The organism is Dyadobacter linearis (assembly GCF_907165045.1).
Taxonomy (GTDB): Bacteria; Bacteroidota; Bacteroidia; order Cytophagales; family Spirosomataceae; genus Dyadobacter; species Dyadobacter linearis.
On sequence record NZ_CAJRAU010000006.1, the window covers coordinates 261,702 to 278,642 of the forward strand.

Below are 16,941 nucleotides of genomic sequence, written 5' to 3' on the forward strand. Positions count from 1 at the left end.
TGTTGTGGTTTATGGATTAATGATAAGGATTTACGACGAAAATACAAGCAGCCCTGGCCGCAGCTAGCGCGACAGTTTTGAGAGGTATTCGAGCGCCTGCTTCACATCGGGCATATTGTTGTTCCAGTTGCCTTCCCGCTCTATATAGGCCATTCCATTGAAGTTCTGGCGTTTAAGCTCCTTTACTATCGCCGGATAGTCGAGTACGCCGGTACCTGCCACTACGTCGTTTGCTTTCAGGTTATTAGCCCCGTCGAGGTCTTTTACGTGCACACAAATGATCCGGCCTTCCAGGGTTTTCAAACATTTTACCGGGTCAAGTCCGCTCCTGACCCAGTGTCCGAGGTCGGCGCAGGCCCAGATGTTCGGGCGGCCTTTCATCGCGGCAACCACCGAATCAGGGTGCCAGTAATAGCTCGATCCTTTGGCGTGTTCGTGGATCGCAATTCTCATTTTGTAGGCACCGGCCAGGCTGTCGAGCAAATTCCAGTCCTTCTTTTCCGGCTCGCACGTCAGGAACTCGATACCCATTTTCTTGGAAAAAGTGAAATAGGTATTCCATTCCTCCAAATTCTTCCCGTTACCCGAATACAACGATTTCATTTGAATGCCCTTTTTATCAAGCATTGATTTCATCTTCGAGATCTCCTCGTCGTTCAGGTTTGGAATAGCGTGACCGTTGAAATCCTTTCCCAGATTATGGAAGAAAAAACCTTCAACGAACTTAGCCCCGGCACTATCCGCTTTCTCGATCGTCTCAGCAAAAGAGAATTTATTAAAGGAATAGAGCGCCACGCCGGTTTTCCAGTTCAATGCTTTTTTGGACAAATCGTTTTTAACAAAACTGATCTGAACCAATGCGGCCACGGCGATTAACGCCAGTAAAGCCAGGTTTTTAGTGTTTTTCATAGAAACTATTTATTGTTTTTTAAACCAAAGATTCTTGACCCTTCCGCCCGAAAATGTAAGCCCCGTCACTTTTTGCGCGCTATCCCTCACAAAACTCACACTGCCGATCCTGCTGCTGAACTGTCCGCTTCCGGTCAGGTCCGGGATCAACTCAAAATCGCCGTTTCTCATGTGGTGCATCCGCAGCGTATCGGCTTTCATATCCACTTTATATTCTGTCAAAAGTTCAGGGCTGTAATAGCTACCTGCGAGCGACGAGAACGTTTTTCGGTCGGGCAGCTGCACATAGATCCGGTTGGCCTTAATATCCTTATATTTAAGCATATTGATGTTGCCAAGACTGTTTTTCACAAAAGTCATCGGCGCACTATATGCATCGATCCAGATCAGAGAATCAGATTTCGGCTCGACTGGAAACTTAGGCTCGCCTGTGGCTTGCACCATCAGCTTTCCATTTTCGAGTGTAAATGTCACCGCCCAGCCCGGCCCCAGTTCATAGGTACCCGTATATTTTCGGGCTAATGCGGTATCCAGTTTCACAACCGGCATATTCCGTACATCTGGCTCATTCCCAACCTTTTCTTCCACTTTTTTACCCGGCTGCAAATACAGCGCCGCCACCTCCGAAGCGAACCTGCCGATACTGAAATCGTCCGAATTGCTGAGCAGGATCACAGACAATTGCTTTTCGGGATAATTCATGATAATAGTCCGGTATCCCTGCCAGCCGCCCGTGTGCGAAATGGTTTTCAGGCCGCCTTCCACATCCCGCGCCAGCCCAAACGCATATTCCACTTTATCCCCATTGTTCAGCGCCCCGTCTTTGAGCATGTTGGTGTATACCGGGTTTCCGTCTGCAATTTCTTTGTTAAAATGGATCACCCATTTGCTCAGATCTTCCACCGAAGTAAAAAGTGAGCTGGAACCGTAGGCGGTCAGCGAGCCCGTAACTTTCACGAAACGATCCCCCTTTTTCGAGTAAGAATAGGCAACGTTTTTTATGGGCCGCGTATAATCGTCCTGCGACCACGTGTTTTTCATATTCAGCGGCCGGAAAATATGTTCCTCTGTCCATTTGGTGAAAGACTGGCCACTTACTTTTTCAACGATCGCCGCAAGCAGATTGTAGCCTGTATTGCAATAGGAGAACTTTTCACCTGGCTCGAAATCGAGGTCGCGCTGGTTTCTAATCATGCGCATAATGTCTTCAAATGAAATCACCTCGTCCCAGCGCCAGCCTGCAATGCGGAGTGCTTCTGGCCAGTCGCGAAGTCCGCTCGTGTGGTGTACCAGGTGCCCGATTGTGATCGTTTTCTTAAATTTCGGAACCTCGGGAAGGTATTTACGGATATCATCGTCGAGTGATATCTTGCCTTCCTGGACCAATGTAGAAATGGCCAGTCCCGCGAATTGCTTGGAAACGGACGCAATATCAAAAACCGTTGCGCGCGTGATCGGTATGCCATATTCCAGGTTCGCAGTCCCGTATCCTTTGGTAAAAACCACTTTCCCACGCTCCACAACTGCAACCGCGCAGCCCGGGCTTTCGGCACTATTGTATTGTTTGAATATCTTGTCAATATCCATTTCCGCCGCATTTTTTTTCTGCGAACAGCCCGATAGACACACGATCAGCATCAGAAATGCGATCAGCTTGTCAACCGTGATCGGCAGTTCCCTTACCCGCTTACCCGTGGCATGAAAAACAGCATTGGCGACCGCTGCTGCCACACCTACGATCGCGATCTCACCCAGCCCTTTGGACCCGATCGGGTTTACGCGCATATCTGGTTCGTCGATAAACATTACCTCCATTTGCGGAATATCGCTGTGAACAGGAATGTGGTAGCTGGCAAAATCGCTGGTAACGTACCTTCCAAAACGGTGGTCCATTACGGAAGCTTCCATGAGCGCCATGCCGATGCCGCCCACCAAACCGCCAATGGACTGGCTGCGGGCAGTTTTGTGGTTGATGATCTTGCCTACGTCGGCGCAGGTCACTGCTTTTGTAACTTTCACTTCCATGGTGAGCGGATTTACGTTAACCTCTATAAAATGACAGCCAAACGAATACATCGAGTACTGATCGCGCTCCGGCCCCGATTTCGATTCTTCCTGCGCTTCCAGCTCGGTGAGTTTGTGGAATTTCAATATATCCTGATAGGATGCGCTATTGCCGCCGGGCATTTCAGCAGCGAGTTTTGCCAGTTTGTTTTTTAAAGATTCACAAGCCGCATGCACAGCCGAACCTACACTCGGGATCGTGGAAGAACCATTTTGTCCCGGCGCGTCTGGCAGCGACGAGTCGCCGAGGTCGAAGCGGATATTGCGGGGGCTGATATTCATCACTTCCGAAGCAATACGAGTCATAGCAGTGCCGGTACCAGGACCAATATCCATCGTCGCACTTTGCACGACCAGCGTACCATTCGCCATTATAACTGCCCTGGCAAGAGACGGATGCCGGTGAAAACCGTACAAGCTAGATGCCATTCCATAACCCACCAGCAACCCTTTATTTTTCATCGAACCCGGTTCAGGCTGCCTGTTTTTCCAGCCAAAAGCCGCTGCTCCTTTTTCGTAACATTGCCGCAGGGACTTGGCGGAAAAAGGCAGGTTCCTTTCAGGGTCCGTTTCGGCATAATTGCGCAAACGGAGTTCTAGCGGATCAACTTTCAAAGCATAACTGAGCTCGTCGAGCGCCGATTCCAGCGCAAACATGCCGGTTGCGTCGCCGGGGCCGCGCATCCACGTCGGAGTGTTCACGTCTAGGTTGAGAAGCCGGTATTTGGTCACCACATTTGGACAGGCGTAAAGCGACCTTCCGGCAAGGATTGTTCGTTCCAAATGCTCCTCGTACTGCGAAGTCTGCCCGGTACCTTCGTGCACGATCGCGGTCAGTTTACCCTCCCTATTCGCTCCGATCGCCACTTTTTGCACCGTATAAGGCCGGTAACCCACCGAAGTGAACATTTGCTCACGACCCAGAACAAGCTTGACCGGCCGTTTTAAATGCTTCGCGGCGAGTACCGCAGCGATCGTATGCGGCCACACGCGGATCCCCGACCCGAAAGCGCCGCCGATAAAAGGCGAGATCACTTTGACATTGGGCCGCGGCAGTTTAAAAGTCTGCGCCAGACTACCCTGGGCAGACTTTACGCCCTGATTTTTATCATAAACCGTCAGCCTATCCTCCGCTTCCCAAACCGCGATGACCGCGTGCGGTTCGAGCGGCTGGTGGTGCTGCGTGGGAATGGTGTACGTATTTTCAATTTTTACTTCCGCCCGGTCGATCGCGCCGGTATCTCCCCTTTCGTAATCTTTGAATGGAGAATTTTGGCTGCGCTGCACACTTTGCGGCACCACCGCACTCACTGCATTCGCCTCGAAATCAGTACTATGCAATTCTTTTTGATAAGATATTTCCATCAGCGACGCCGCGTGCTTCGCCTGTTCCAGCGTTTCCGCCACAACCATTGCTACTGGCTGTCGGTCGAAATAAATGTAGTGATCGTAAAAAAGGCGGAATGCAGTGCCAATCGGCGCGCGCCCGGCAGGCTGCTTTTTTTCGGGGTAACCGGGTATCAATGGGGAATTCAAATGGCTGATCACCGCGAGTACACCCTTTGCGGTTTCGGCTTGCTGCGTGGCAATTCCGGTTATAGTGCCTTTTGCTATTGTGCTGGTGACCAATACTGCGTGGGCGAGGTTACTTATCTGATATTCTGCCGAATACGTTGCAACACCTGCCACCTTAACTGCCCCGTCAACCCTGTCCAGCGATTCTTTTTCTTCCACAGTTACTTTTTCCATCATACCATTATTCAATGCCGGCGGCGGTCAGTAATGCCTGAACGATTGCGTTTGGGGCCAATTTTAGTTTAAAATCATTTTGTCCAAAACCCCTGGCACCAACCATCGCCACTTCCGCCGCCTTTCTGAAACTGCTTTCGGTCACCGGCTGGCCTTCCAGCGACTTTTCGGCTGCTATTAATCTCCAAGGCTTGTGCGCCACGCCGCCCATTGCCAGCCGCGCCGATCGTATCTGACCGTTATCAATATCCAGCGCAGCCGCCACCGATACGATCGCAAATGCGTACGAAGCGCGGTCACGGACTTTGAGGTAATGTGAATTGCGTGCAAATGCATTGTCCCGAATCTCCACCGCCGTGATCAGCTCGCCGCGTTCGAGGTTGGTATCCAGCTCGGGATTAGCGCCGGGTAAGCGGTGCAGGTCTGCTATCTTGATTCGTCTTTCGCCTCCCGGTCCGCTCAGCAATACATCGGCATCCAATGCGGCCAGCGCCACGCACATATCGCTCGGATGTACCGCAATGCAGGTTTTTGCAGGATTTTCAGTCTCAGTTCCAAAAATCGCGTGCAGCCTGTTTATTCCCTCCAAGGCGCTGCAACCGCTCTCCGGTTCGCGTTTGTTGCATGGTAATGCAGTGTCGTAAAAGTAGGTACAACGCGTTTTTTGCAGGATATTTCCACCCACTGTGGCCATATTCCGCAATTGCCCGGAAGCTCCGGAGTCGAGCGCCTGCGCCAGTAGCGGATGCTTTTGCAAAACGGTTTCATGCGCGGCTACCTCACTATTCAAAGCCAATGCGCCGATACGCAGCACGCCGGTTTTGTATTCAATTTTTTTGAGTGGCAAATGATTGATATCGACCAGCTTCTCAGGCGCAACGATTCCCCTTTTCATGAGGTCTATGAGGTTGGTACCGCCGGCAATATAGCGCGCCTGCGGGTCACCGGAGACCATTTCGATTGCAGCTTTCAATTTCGACGGGCGGAGGTATTGAAATGGCTTCATACCTTTTCCCCGCTATTTTTTACTTCTAATATCGCATTTACTATATTCGGATAAGCGCCACAGCGACAGAGGTTTCCGCTCATATATTCCCGAACCTCAGCCTCGGAGCCTGCATTTCCTTCTCGAATGCAGCTTACCCCCGACATGATCTGTCCCGGCGTGCAATACCCGCATTGAAAACCGTCGTGCCTGATAAATGCTGTCTGTAACGGGTGGAGCTTTTCCGGCGTGCCGATGCCTTCGATCGTCGTCACTTTGGTACCGTTTTGCATCACCGCGAAAGTGAGGCACGACAATGTACGCTGGCCGTTGATATGCACCGTACAAGCGCCGCAATGACCCAGATCGCAACCTTTTTTGGTGCCTGTTAATGCGAGTCGCTCGCGAAGCAGGTCCAGTAAGGTAGTTCTTGGGTCGATATTCAGCTGGTGCTTTTTCCCATTGATCGCAATACTGAGCTTTACATTTTCAGTATCTCCGAAAGATTCAGGCAGCGCATTTTCTCCGCCTGCAACCAGTGATCCAGGCACAAATGCAAGTCCGGCAATGGCGACGGATTGTTTTAAAAAATAGCGACGATCTTCATCAAAGCGGTTTTCAACGCCACATACCAGTTCCTCGCCTGCCGGAATTTCTTCATCTTTCATTCACACCAAGGTTTAGGCTTTCCAAAAAAGTAAAGGCCGCCCGGTTTCCGGATTACTCAATGCGGGAGTTTATTTATTGCTTTTCCAGCTGGTGGCTTATTCTGCTTAGTTCCGAAAAATTCAACTGCCTTTTCGGTGTTTACTTTTTCGTAACATGCGTCTGGTCTTCCGGCCTCTTCCATTCGTTGGAATAAACAGGAGGCGCCGCCGGGGCCTAATATGGATCCGACGTATTTCCCTAGAAACAGGGAGCCGCTCTGCAGCTTTGCAGCTATTCAAAAAGGTGCCGGCGGAGCCTCCTGTTTCTGGAAATATGTTTTGCGAGATAAGCGTGGGTACGGAGGAGCGTCCTGTTTCTAGGAATATGTTTCGCAAGGTTAACGTGGCTGCAGCGGAGCTCCCTGTTTCTAGGAATACGTTTTTTTTACAATCTGCGTCTGGTATTCCGGCCTCTTCCATTCATCTGAATAAACAGAAGGCCCCGCCGGGGCCTAATATGGATCCGACGTATTTCCCTAGAAACAGGGACCCGCTCTGCGGCTTTCCAGCTATTCAGAAAGGTGCCGGCGGAGCCTCCTGTTTCTGGAAATATGTTTCTCTAGATAACGCGGCTCCGGCGGAGCGTCCTGTTTCTAGGAATATGTTTCGCAAGGTTAACGTGGCTGCAGCGGAGCCCCCTGTTTTTAGGAATACGTTTTTTTTATAATCTGCGTCTGGTCTTCCGGCCTATCCCATTCATCTGAATAAACAGGAGGCCCCGCAGGGGCCTAATATGGATCCGACGTATTTCCCTAGAAACAGGGACCCGCTCTGCGGCTTTCCAGCTATTCAGAAAGGTGCCGGCGGAGCCTCCTGTTTCTGGAAATATGTTTCGCGAGATGAATGTGGCTCTAGAGGAGCCCTTTGTTTCTAGAAATATGTTTCGCGATAAACGCGGCTCCGGAGGAGCCCCTTGTTTCTAGGAATATGTTTCTTTTTCTCAATCTGCGTCTGGTATCCCGGCCTCTTCCATTCGTTGGAATAAACAGGAGGCCCCGCAGGGACCTTATATGGATCCGACGTATTTCCCTAGAAACAGGGAGCCGCTCTGCGGCTTTGCAGCTATTTAGAAAGGTGCCGGAGGAGCCCCCCTGTTTCTAGAAATACGTTTCGCAAGATAAACGCAGCTCCGGAGGAGCCTACTGTTTCTAGAAATACGTTTCGCAAGATAAACGCGGCTTCAGCGGAGCCCCCTGTTTCTAGAAATACGTTTCGCAAGATAAACGCGGCTCCGGAGGAGCCCCCCTGTTTCTAGAAATACGTTTTGCGAGATAAACGCGGCTCCTGCGGAGCCCCCTGTTTCTAGAAATACATTATCCCGAGGTAAACGTGGCTCCGGAGGAGCCCCCCTGTTTCAAGAAATACATTTCGCAAGATAAACGCAGCTCCGGAGGAGCCCCTGTTTCTAGAAATACGTTATCCCGAGGTAAACGTGGCTCCTGCGGAGCCCCCTGTTTCTAGAATAGTCTTTCAAACACTCGCCGCGCCCATTAACGGGTCTGTGCTACTTTCCTTGCCGGTCTCGACGTGCCCGGCGTACGTCCACACCATACCCGAGTCGAATTTTAGGCTTACGTCGTACCAGTTATGGCTTTTTCTGAGCTTTTTGACAATCACTCCTTTTCCACCCGCACCACTTATACCTCCCGGCTCTTCACCATACGCGTTATCAATAATAGACACCGCCATTGATTTGCCACTGCGGCTGCCAACCGTAAATTGCAAGTCGCCATTTGGTTTTCCCGACTTATCAGTCAGATAGGTGCAGGCAACATCGATATCCTCGCCTTTATCGCCTGCGAATTCGCGGTAAAATCCATTTGGTCCATACACGCGCAAATGGTATTTCCCACCTTCAAAATCGGCGATTTTAAAACTTTGCGTTAAAGTATCCCCTGCTTTCACAGCAAAATTCCATACACGCAACGCTTCGCCCTGGTAAGTATTTATTGCATAAATAATAAATGGCGCGCCGGCTGATTTTTCACCAAAGGCTTTCTTTCCAGCATGCAAACTGATGTCGAATGCGGTTTTATCATTTGAAAAACTACCTTCCGCATAAAGCTCGTAGGGAATGGCGCAGGAGCGGCGCGTACCGGGCTCCTGTTTGGGCAAATGCGCCGATTGCAGCGCATTTCGATTAATGTCGGCTATTTCTCCCGCAGATAGCGCCTTGAAATTGGAAGGTGCATTGCGAAACTGCGCCTGGTGAATGGAAGTAACGAATTCATCGCGGTTAACCGGCTTCGGTTTTTCGTAAGCCGATGCATCGAAAGGCTGGAAAACGGAACTGATATTGCCACAGATCGTGCGCCGCCATTCAGAAATATTGGTTTCCTTCACCGTCTTTTTCGACTTGTGACTCGTGAATTCTTCCAGAAACTGAATAATGGAAGTATGGTCAAAAACCTGAGAACAAACCTTGCCCCCGCGCGACCAGGGCGACGCCACCACCAGCGGAACGCGGAAACCCAGCCCGATCGCCCCTTCCCGCGCATTCCCTTTCGGCACCTGCGAGAGATCCTGATCGAGCGTCACGTATTCGGCTTTGATATCAATGCCTTCGGACACTTTTCCTGAGTCTGATTTGAATGGATTTGGAATGGAGAACGGCGGAATATGGTCGTAGTAGCCGTCATTTTCATCATAACACAAAATAAAGATCGTCTTTTTCCATACCTCCGGGTTTTTGGTCAGGATGTCGAGCGTTTCCGACACATACCACGCACCATACCAGGGCGCAGACGGATGATCCGAGAAGTTCTGCGGCGCCGCCAGATACGATACCGCCGGCAGTTTCCCTTCATTTACATCTTTTCTGAATTGATAGAAAATATCACTTTTCGGAACCTGAACAGTCTTTTTCTCCCCGTTTTCTTCGTAAGTAACCGTGCTCAGTTTAAGATAATCAGGATCATTTCGGTTGGTCACAAAGGCGCGCTCGTGCAGGCTGCGATCGGTAACCGACAACTTTTTAAGGTTTTCCTCACTGTACTGCGCCAGGTCCGCTTCGTACTTTTCCACTAATGCGACTTTATTATCAAAGCTCTTGGTAAGCTTCGTTTTTTCTTCATCTGTTGCAGCCGCCAGCTTTTCTTTCAATGCCGGCATTTCACCTTTCAGCTTCTCCACTTCGGCCTTTGCGTAGCGGATATAGTCTGGCGATGATTTTACGTGGTATTGCGCATATCTTTCCAGCGGATTACAACCGAAATTACTCAGCCACGAGCCCAGCCCCGAGTGAAACTGCATGATTGCACCGACCTCATTCTGATAAAATTTCCACGGTACACCGGCTTCCTCCATCCGCTCGGGGAAAGTCTTCCATTTCACGGGTTTGTTAATGGAAAAATAACTGTTACGAACCACCGCCAGCGAGTCAATACTAGGTTCTTCCCTGATCGTACCCGACCACAAATAATAGCGATTGGGGTGCGTAGGCGTCATCGAAGAACAGAAATTCTGGTCGCAGATGGTGAAGGCATCGGCTAATGCGTAATAAAAAGGGAGGTCTTCCCGGTCATAATAGCCGAGTGTGAGCGGCATATCCGAGTATTCCTTGTGGCTCGACCGCTTCGATGCCAACCATTTATCATATTTACCCCCATTGTAAGCATCCACCTGCGACTCCCGGGAATGCGGCAGATCGTGCATCCAGGTAGCTTTCGTGTTCTTGATATCGAGGTGAAAAGGAGCATAAGTATCCCCTTTGTTATCCGTTTGCAGCCAAACCTTGTTCTTGTTCGGCAGCGAAATCGCACGCGGATCGTTGAACCCCCTTACACCCTGCAACCGCCCGTAAGTGTGGTCGAATGAACGGTTTTCCTGCATCAATATCACCACGTGCTCGGCATCGAGATAAGTAGTGCCGGGATCGGGACTGATCGCCATTGCGCGCTGAACGGACTCGGGCAGAAACGCCATCATACCTGCGCTGCCGGACAACAAAGCGGCTTTTTTCAGAAACTCTCTTCTTGAATCCATGTCAGTGGTTTTGGTTATGGACTACCAAAGAAAGCACGTTTTTCACGTTCGATACTTAGTGTTAATAATAAGATAATGCTACGCGAATGGCGGATACAGCACCATGCCGCTCGCAAAAAGTTGTTAATTTGCGGTTCAATTCAGCATACATTGAGAAAGAGAATCAGAAGGCACATGCGCATGGCGCGTTATGTGATTTATAAGGAAACACTGGTCGATTACAAAGATCATTTCTGGACATTTTTAGGATCTTTTGCAGGCATTGCGCTGATCGGTTTCGTCAATAACAACATGTTTTCAGCCTCCGACAGCGTATTCCTAATCGGCTCGTTCGGCGCTTCTTCGGTACTTATTTATGGAATTGTGAATAGCCCGCTTGCACAGCCGCGCAACCTGATCGGCGGCCATCTTGTGTGTGCTATCGTGGGTGTGACGGTGCATAAGCTCGTTCCCGGGAATATCTGGCTGGCTTCTGCATTCGCCGTTTCCATATCTATTGTATTGATGCAGATTACCCGCACGCTGCACCCGCCGGGAGGCGCCACGGCGCTGATCGCCAATATTGGTTCAGACAAAATCAAAAGTTTGGGCTATGAATATGTACTCAGCCCGGTACTCACGGGCGTGCTGATTTTACTGCTTGTGGCGCTGCTTGTCAATAACCTGGCGACGAACCGCCATTACCCGAAAAACAAAAACTGGTACAAGATCTGGAACCGTCGCTACCGGTAGCCAGTTAATTAATCATGACTTTACATTCTTACCAGATCAAAAAATCGCGGCGCGTCGCAGCCGTTCTCTTTGCGGCTTCCATCACGGGCGTATTATCCGCACTGATCGCCGACACGCTAAAAGTTGCTACTGAACACTACGAAGAGCTTTTTATCGAAAGCATTCACCACAGACCCTACCTGATTTTCATACTTCCTTTTATCGGTCTGGCAACAATTTACGTGTTGAGGCATTTTTTGTTTCGGAATAAAGCCAACAAAGGAATCAAAGAAGTGATGGACACGATCAATAAGGACGCGCACATGCTGCCGGCTTACAAAATTCCGTCGCATTATTTCAATGGTTTGCTCACGGTCGTTTTTGGCGGCTCGACGGGCATTGAAGTATCCACGGTCGTTTCCACAGCGGCGATTGGCGCATTGTCGTCGCGGAAGGCGAGCTTTTTGAAAAAGTACCGCACCGACCTGATCTGCTCGGGCCTGGCAGCCGGACTTACCGCACTTTTCAACGCCCCGCTTGCCGGTTTTCTGTTTGCATTTGAGGTTTTCACGAAACGTCGAAGTAAGCTGCACCACGTCAGTGTAGTCACTGCAATCGTCACTTCCTGGCTCATCACGCACTTTTTATTTTACAAACCCCTATTCCAATTCAATATCAAAGCCTGGCATATTCAGGCGCTTCCTTATATGGTTTTGCTTGCTGTTCTGGCGGGATTGAATGCGGTGTACCTTACTAAATGTGTGTTGTTCTTCAAGAAGCTATTCGGTTCTTTTAAAAATGACATGGTCAAAATTGCAGTAGGCTCGCTGTCAATCTCCGCGCTCGTTTTTATGTTTCCCGGATTGTATGGAGAAGGGTATGCGGGGATCAAAACGGCGATTGCAACTACCAATCTCACTTCTCTCACCCTATTACTCCCGCTGCTCATCGTGATGTTACTCAAACCCGTCGCGACTTCGGTGACGCTCGGTGCGGGCGGTGATGGCGGTGTTTTTGCACCCAGCCTGTTTATGGGTGCATTTCTGGGCCTGATTGTGAGCCATGTTCTTAATATGTACTTTCACCTGGGACTGATCCCGATCAATTTTGTGGTGATTGGAATGGCGGCGGTATTGAGCGGAAGCATTCATGCACCTTTTACTGCCATTTTTCTGGCTTGCGCCATCGCCGACAGCTACGTGCTTTTTATACCGATCGTATTAGCCTGCCTCATTTCAAGATGGGTTGCCGGCCTGATCCTTCCCTATTCGGTGTACAGTTACCGGCCAGCGGTGCGCCCGTTACCCTGATTTTCAGGTTATCAGGAACAAGTTTAAATACTCAGATCAATCGCGCCGGGCAGTCACACGCTCCATATTTCTCTTTATCAGCGCCTTCTCAGAATCGGTAGCGGCCAGCGCGAGTGCCGTTTCAAAATGCTGTAACGCTTTGGCATCATTCAGCCCGGAATATAAATGTCCGAGCAGTGAAAAATAGAAATGGTTATCTGTCAGTTGCAGTTTTTCCGCCTCGGCAATCGCCTGTTCCTTCCCCCGGCTTTTGCTCACCGCAAATGTCCGGTTCAATGCGGCGATCGGAGAATATTCGAGGATCAGCAGGTTGTTGTAGAGTTGGAGAATGCTTTCCCATTTGTGCTGCGTATCCTCTTTTTGAGTATGCCAAAATGCGATTCCAGCTTCGAGGTGATATTTTGAAACCTCGTTTCCAGTGGAAGCTTTGATCAGAAAATCCTTGCCGAGCCCGATCAGCTCCTGGTTCCAGCGCGTTTCATCCTGGTCTTCATATAAAACAATTTGTCCGATTTCATCAAGGCGGGCGTCGAAACGCGAGGAGTGAAAGCACATCAGCGACAGCAATGCATTCACTGCGGGTTTGTTAGTCGTGGGATTGTCGAGCAGCAGGGAATTAAGCCGCATTGCCTCTGCACAAAGGTCTTTCCGTAAAGTTGTATTCTCATTTTGGGAATAATATCCTTCTGAAAACAGCAGGTACAAGGTAGTAAGCACCGTGTCAAGCCGGCTGTTGATCTCGGATAAGGTAGGCTGCTCGATCCGGATATTGGCTTCTTTTAGCTTTTCTTTGGCGCGGTTAAGTCTTTTGTAAACAACCGTTTTGCTCGTCAGAAACGCATCGGCGATCTCCTGAATACCAAACCCGCAGAGCAGATTCAATGCAAGCGAAATCTGAGATTCGGCAGAAATGATCGGGTTACAAACCGCAAAAATCATCGCGAGCTGACTGTCTGCAATGTTTTTTATCGAAAGATCGATCTCAATCTCCTCTGAAGTTTCAGCGCTATACCTGATCTCAGCCGCGAGTTTTTTCTCGAAAAGCGCGTTCCTTTTCAGGTGATTCCTGGTCTTATTCTTAGCGACCGTATACAGCCAACCCACCGGATTCTCCGGGATCCCCTCCGTGCCCCAATGCTCCGTAGCCGACAAAAAAGTATCACTAACAATATCCTCCGCCACCTCAACATGCTCAATACCAAACCGATAACAAAGCACCCCTACGATGTTCCGGTATTCGGTTCGGAAGAGGTGAGGGAGGAGGGGGGAGGGGGAGGTGTCATTGGTAGTCATTGGTAGTCATTGGTAGTCACTTGTTGTCATTAATAGTCATTTATTGTTTAAGGTGCAACCTGAAACACAATCTCAAACCGTTCCTAATAATCCCGAACAACCTCCAAACAACCATAATGACTATTAATGACATTAATGACTATCAATGACTATTAATGACCACCAATGACCACCAATGACCACCAATGACCACCAATGACCACCAATGACTATAAATGACCACCAATGACCCAATGACCATAACCCGCCGTCACCCCACCGCCATCCTCACCTCCACCGACGCGCCCCATTCCAGGACAGGGCAGCCTTTGGCGATTTCTACGGCTTCTTCGTAGTTTTCGGCGCGGATGAAAAACAGGCCGCCGATGGATTCTTTGATTTCTGCAAATGGCCCGTTCAGAACGGTACTGTCTTTTTTAACCACCCGGCCGTCGAGGTCCCAGCGTTTGGGCGGGGCTACGAGTTTGTTTTGTGCTGCAATGCTGCCGATCCAGTCCTGGAAAGGTTTGATCGAAGCCTGCATTTGTTCGGGAGACGGACTTGCGTCTTTGCTCTTAATATCCCGGTGTATTGCGATCAGGAATTCATTCATTTCGTTTCAATTTATATGTTTCTGAAAAAAATTTCAACCGAACTGGCCTACCTGGTAACTGCCGACTTCTCCCGGGAATGAAATATTGAGGCGGTTCCAGGTATTGATATTGGTTACGACCATAGTCAGATCTATCAGCTCCTCGTCGGAAAACTGCTGTTTTACTTTGGCATAAATTGCATCGGGCACTTCACATTTGGTCACAGCTTCTGCCCAGGCAAACGCTGCTCTTTCGCGATCGGTGTAATAGGGTGCTTCGCGCCACGCGCTCAGTCCGTAAAGGCGCTGCTCGGTCTCCCCTTTTGCTCGGGCATCTTTGTAATGCATATCCAGACAATACGCGCACTGGTTGATCTGCGATACCCGAAATACGACCAGCTCGCGCAAAGGCAGTTCGATCGAAGATTTATGAAGATAGCCGCCCATTCCAAAAAGCGCTTTCAATGCATTTTTTCCTTTTTCCTGAAGATTTAATCTTGCTTCCATTTTGTAAAGATTTTAACGTTTAAAAACCAATGACAACCGAAGATCCAGGATTAGACAAAGTCTGAAAGAAATTTTTAATCTTTTGAGAGAAATTAAAATACTGTAACATAATGGATTGGAACACACGCTGAATATGACAAAATCAATGCAAATACCATTTAAAAATCAACCCAATTCCCAGCACCGAAATTCTGAGCAAACCATGAATACCGTCACAATAACCCCTATAAAAACAGAAAAGGATTACCAGAACGCACTTCAAAGAATTGATGAATTGCTGCTTCTGGATCCTGCTCCATACTCTGAATTGGATGATGAACTGGATGTTCTGAGCACATTAGTGCATGCTTATGAACAAACGCATTATGCAATACCATACCCGGATCCGATTGACGCTATCAAATATCTGATGGAAGAAAACGGCTGGAAAAATAAAGACCTTGAGCAATTGATCGGCCCAAAGTCCAGAGTGTCTGAAATACTGAACCGAAAGCGCTATTTTACTTTGCAGCAAATCCTGAATCTTCACAAACATCTGGGATTACCCCTGGAAATTTTCATAAATGATAAAATGCCGCAGATAGCAAAACAAAACAGCAGATAGGAAATCCTACCTGCTGTCCGATCAACTTAAACCTAATATATTATGGGTTTTGGACCAGGTTTTTGTTCTGGTCCACTTCGTTTTGAGGGATAAAGAACACTACCCGCGGGTCGGTCGGTAATATTGTCTGGTTCACATTCGTGGTTGGTGTATTGTTTTGCGAATGCGTGCCCGGGTAGTTTCGTATCATCGGGCGGTTGTTGCGGAACAGGTCGTAAATGCGGTGACCTTCAAACGCAAGTTCCAGGAAACGCTCTTCCAATACCACGTCCAGTACCGTTTTTCCAGCCAGGTTTCCGGCAGTATACAATGCAGCTCCTGTGAGCCCGGCGCGGGTGCGGATCAGGTTCACGTCGGCCAGGGCGGCGGCGGTATTGTTCAGTTTCGCATTTGCCTCCGCACGTACCAGGTACATATCAGCAAGGCGCAGATACACCGGCGACGATGCATTGATCACATTATCCTGCAACGTGTATTTGTTGATATAATACATCGGCGTGGCAGGTGTCAGCTTTTTGTTCGTCTGCAACTCTCCATTCAGTACATAAGGTGTCACAAACGATTTCCGCAAATCTTCCGGATGCTTACCCAGGAAGTCAATATATTTTTGCGAAGCATACAATTCCGCCCAGCCGCTCACACCCTGCGCAAGTGGCGCACCCGAGCGATCGGAGCTGATGTACATGCTGCTGATCTCCGCGATCTGCACGCTCGTGTGGCGCACCGCGAATATCGTTTCCGTATTGTTTTCAGGTACCAGCTTGAAATAGTTAGGGTAGTTGGAAGAAGAAAGCAGCGTATACCTGCCGCTATCGATCACCAGATTTGCGTATTTCAATGCATTCTGATTATCTCCTTTAAACAAATACACCTTCGCAAGCAGCGCATAAGCCACTTCTTTGGAAGCGTAGATATTCGTCTTTTTTACCGTCATCAGGTCGGCAGCGGCTAGCAGGTCAGCGATCACGAAATCGTAAACTTCCTTCACCGACGACCGTGGCAATGCGGTAGCTTCGCTGTCGCTCAATCCGTCGCGCAGGATCGGTACGCCCGGGTTGTTACCTTCGTTCTGAGGGTAAGGCCTGCCAAACATCCGCACCATGTTGAAATGCGCCATCGCACGCAGGTAAAGGTTCTCCCCTTTCAGCTGTTTCAACTCGGCGGAAGCGTCATTTGCAACAAAACCAATCACCTTATTCGTCGCCGCGATGATCTTGTAGCACTGGCTCCAATAGGCAGTTGCATGCGAAGAGGTATTGATGTGGGTATACCGATAAATCCGCGTGAAATCATTACCCGATATCTGCCCCTGGGCGATCTCATCACTTGGATATTCCATCATAATGTGGCCCGTGTACACATAAGGCGATTTGTTCAGAAACGCGTAAGTCCCGATCGTGACAGTCTGCACGTCCGACTCGCTCGCGAGCGCCGTCGTTTCATCAATATTGGTGGTAGGATCGAAATATTGTTCGCAGGACAGCATCGACACCAATCCAAGTGCCAATACCAGTTTTGATTTTATAAATTTCATAGTGGCTGAGCTA

At 49.3% G+C, this 16,941-nt stretch carries 12 protein-coding genes; 3 read left to right on the top strand and 9 right to left on the bottom strand.

Going from position 1 to position 16,941, the window contains the following annotated elements; all coding sequences use genetic code 11:
* Positions 1-63 precede the first annotated feature (63 nt).
* From KOD92_RS20320 to KOD92_RS20340, 5 genes are all read right to left on the bottom strand, one after another.
* On the bottom strand, positions 64-909 hold the full coding sequence (locus tag KOD92_RS20320) for a sugar phosphate isomerase/epimerase family protein (RefSeq protein ID WP_215235427.1): 846 nt from the start codon (positions 907-909) through the stop codon (positions 64-66).
* 9 nt (positions 910-918) lie between these two features.
* Entirely contained in the window at positions 919-4,725 is a 3,807-nt protein-coding gene (locus KOD92_RS20325) for a serine hydrolase (protein ID WP_215235428.1), read from the bottom strand.
* Between the two features lie 4 nt (positions 4,726-4,729).
* A complete protein-coding gene (locus tag KOD92_RS20330) occupies positions 4,730-5,728 on the bottom strand; it encodes an FAD binding domain-containing protein (protein WP_215235429.1) in 999 nt (332 codons plus the stop codon).
* Positions 5,725-6,375 (bottom strand): (2Fe-2S)-binding protein, encoded by a 651-nt coding sequence (locus KOD92_RS20335; protein ID WP_215235430.1) that lies wholly within the window; start codon positions 6,373-6,375, stop codon positions 5,725-5,727. Before KOD92_RS20335 ends, KOD92_RS20330 begins: the two co-directional genes overlap by 4 nt.
* 1,509 nt (positions 6,376-7,884) lie before the next feature.
* Positions 7,885-10,398 carry a phosphocholine-specific phospholipase C gene (locus tag KOD92_RS20340; protein WP_215235431.1) on the bottom strand — a complete coding sequence of 838 codons (2,514 nt, stop codon included), beginning with the start codon at positions 10,396-10,398 and terminating at the stop codon, positions 7,885-7,887.
* Between the two features lie 180 nt (positions 10,399-10,578).
* Between KOD92_RS20340 and KOD92_RS20345 the strand changes: the two genes are divergently transcribed.
* Complete coding sequence (locus KOD92_RS20345; RefSeq protein ID WP_215235587.1) at positions 10,579-11,130, top strand: HPP family protein; 552 nt, start codon at positions 10,579-10,581, stop codon at positions 11,128-11,130.
* Between the two features lie 14 nt (positions 11,131-11,144).
* Positions 11,145-12,419 (top strand): chloride channel protein, encoded by a 1,275-nt coding sequence (locus KOD92_RS20350; protein WP_215235432.1) that lies wholly within the window; start codon positions 11,145-11,147, stop codon positions 12,417-12,419.
* 36 nt (positions 12,420-12,455) lie between these two features.
* Here KOD92_RS20350 and KOD92_RS20355 read toward each other — a convergent pair whose 3' ends face one another.
* The 3 genes from KOD92_RS20355 to KOD92_RS20365 form a co-directional block, all read right to left on the bottom strand.
* Positions 12,456-13,712 carry an RNA polymerase sigma factor gene (locus KOD92_RS20355; protein WP_215235433.1) on the bottom strand — a complete coding sequence of 419 codons (1,257 nt, stop codon included), beginning with the start codon at positions 13,710-13,712 and terminating at the stop codon, positions 12,456-12,458.
* A 250-nt stretch (positions 13,713-13,962) separates the two neighbouring features.
* On the bottom strand, positions 13,963-14,304 hold the full coding sequence (locus KOD92_RS20360) for a YciI family protein (RefSeq protein WP_215235434.1): 342 nt from the start codon (positions 14,302-14,304) through the stop codon (positions 13,963-13,965).
* A gap of 33 nt (positions 14,305-14,337) precedes the next feature.
* Positions 14,338-14,790, bottom strand: a complete 453-nt coding sequence (locus tag KOD92_RS20365; protein WP_215235435.1) for a carboxymuconolactone decarboxylase family protein — start codon at positions 14,788-14,790, stop codon at positions 14,338-14,340.
* 202 nt (positions 14,791-14,992) lie between these two features.
* Here KOD92_RS20365 and KOD92_RS20370 point away from each other — a divergent pair, with 202 nt between their 5' ends.
* Positions 14,993-15,394 (top strand): helix-turn-helix domain-containing protein, encoded by a 402-nt coding sequence (locus tag KOD92_RS20370; protein ID WP_215235436.1) that lies wholly within the window; start codon positions 14,993-14,995, stop codon positions 15,392-15,394.
* Positions 15,395-15,434: 40 nt separating this feature from the next.
* On the opposite strand, the gene KOD92_RS20375 is transcribed toward KOD92_RS20370, so the two are convergent.
* On the bottom strand, positions 15,435-16,928 hold the full coding sequence (locus tag KOD92_RS20375) for a RagB/SusD family nutrient uptake outer membrane protein (protein WP_215235437.1): 1,494 nt from the start codon (positions 16,926-16,928) through the stop codon (positions 15,435-15,437).
* Between the last annotated feature and the right edge of the window lie 13 nt (positions 16,929-16,941).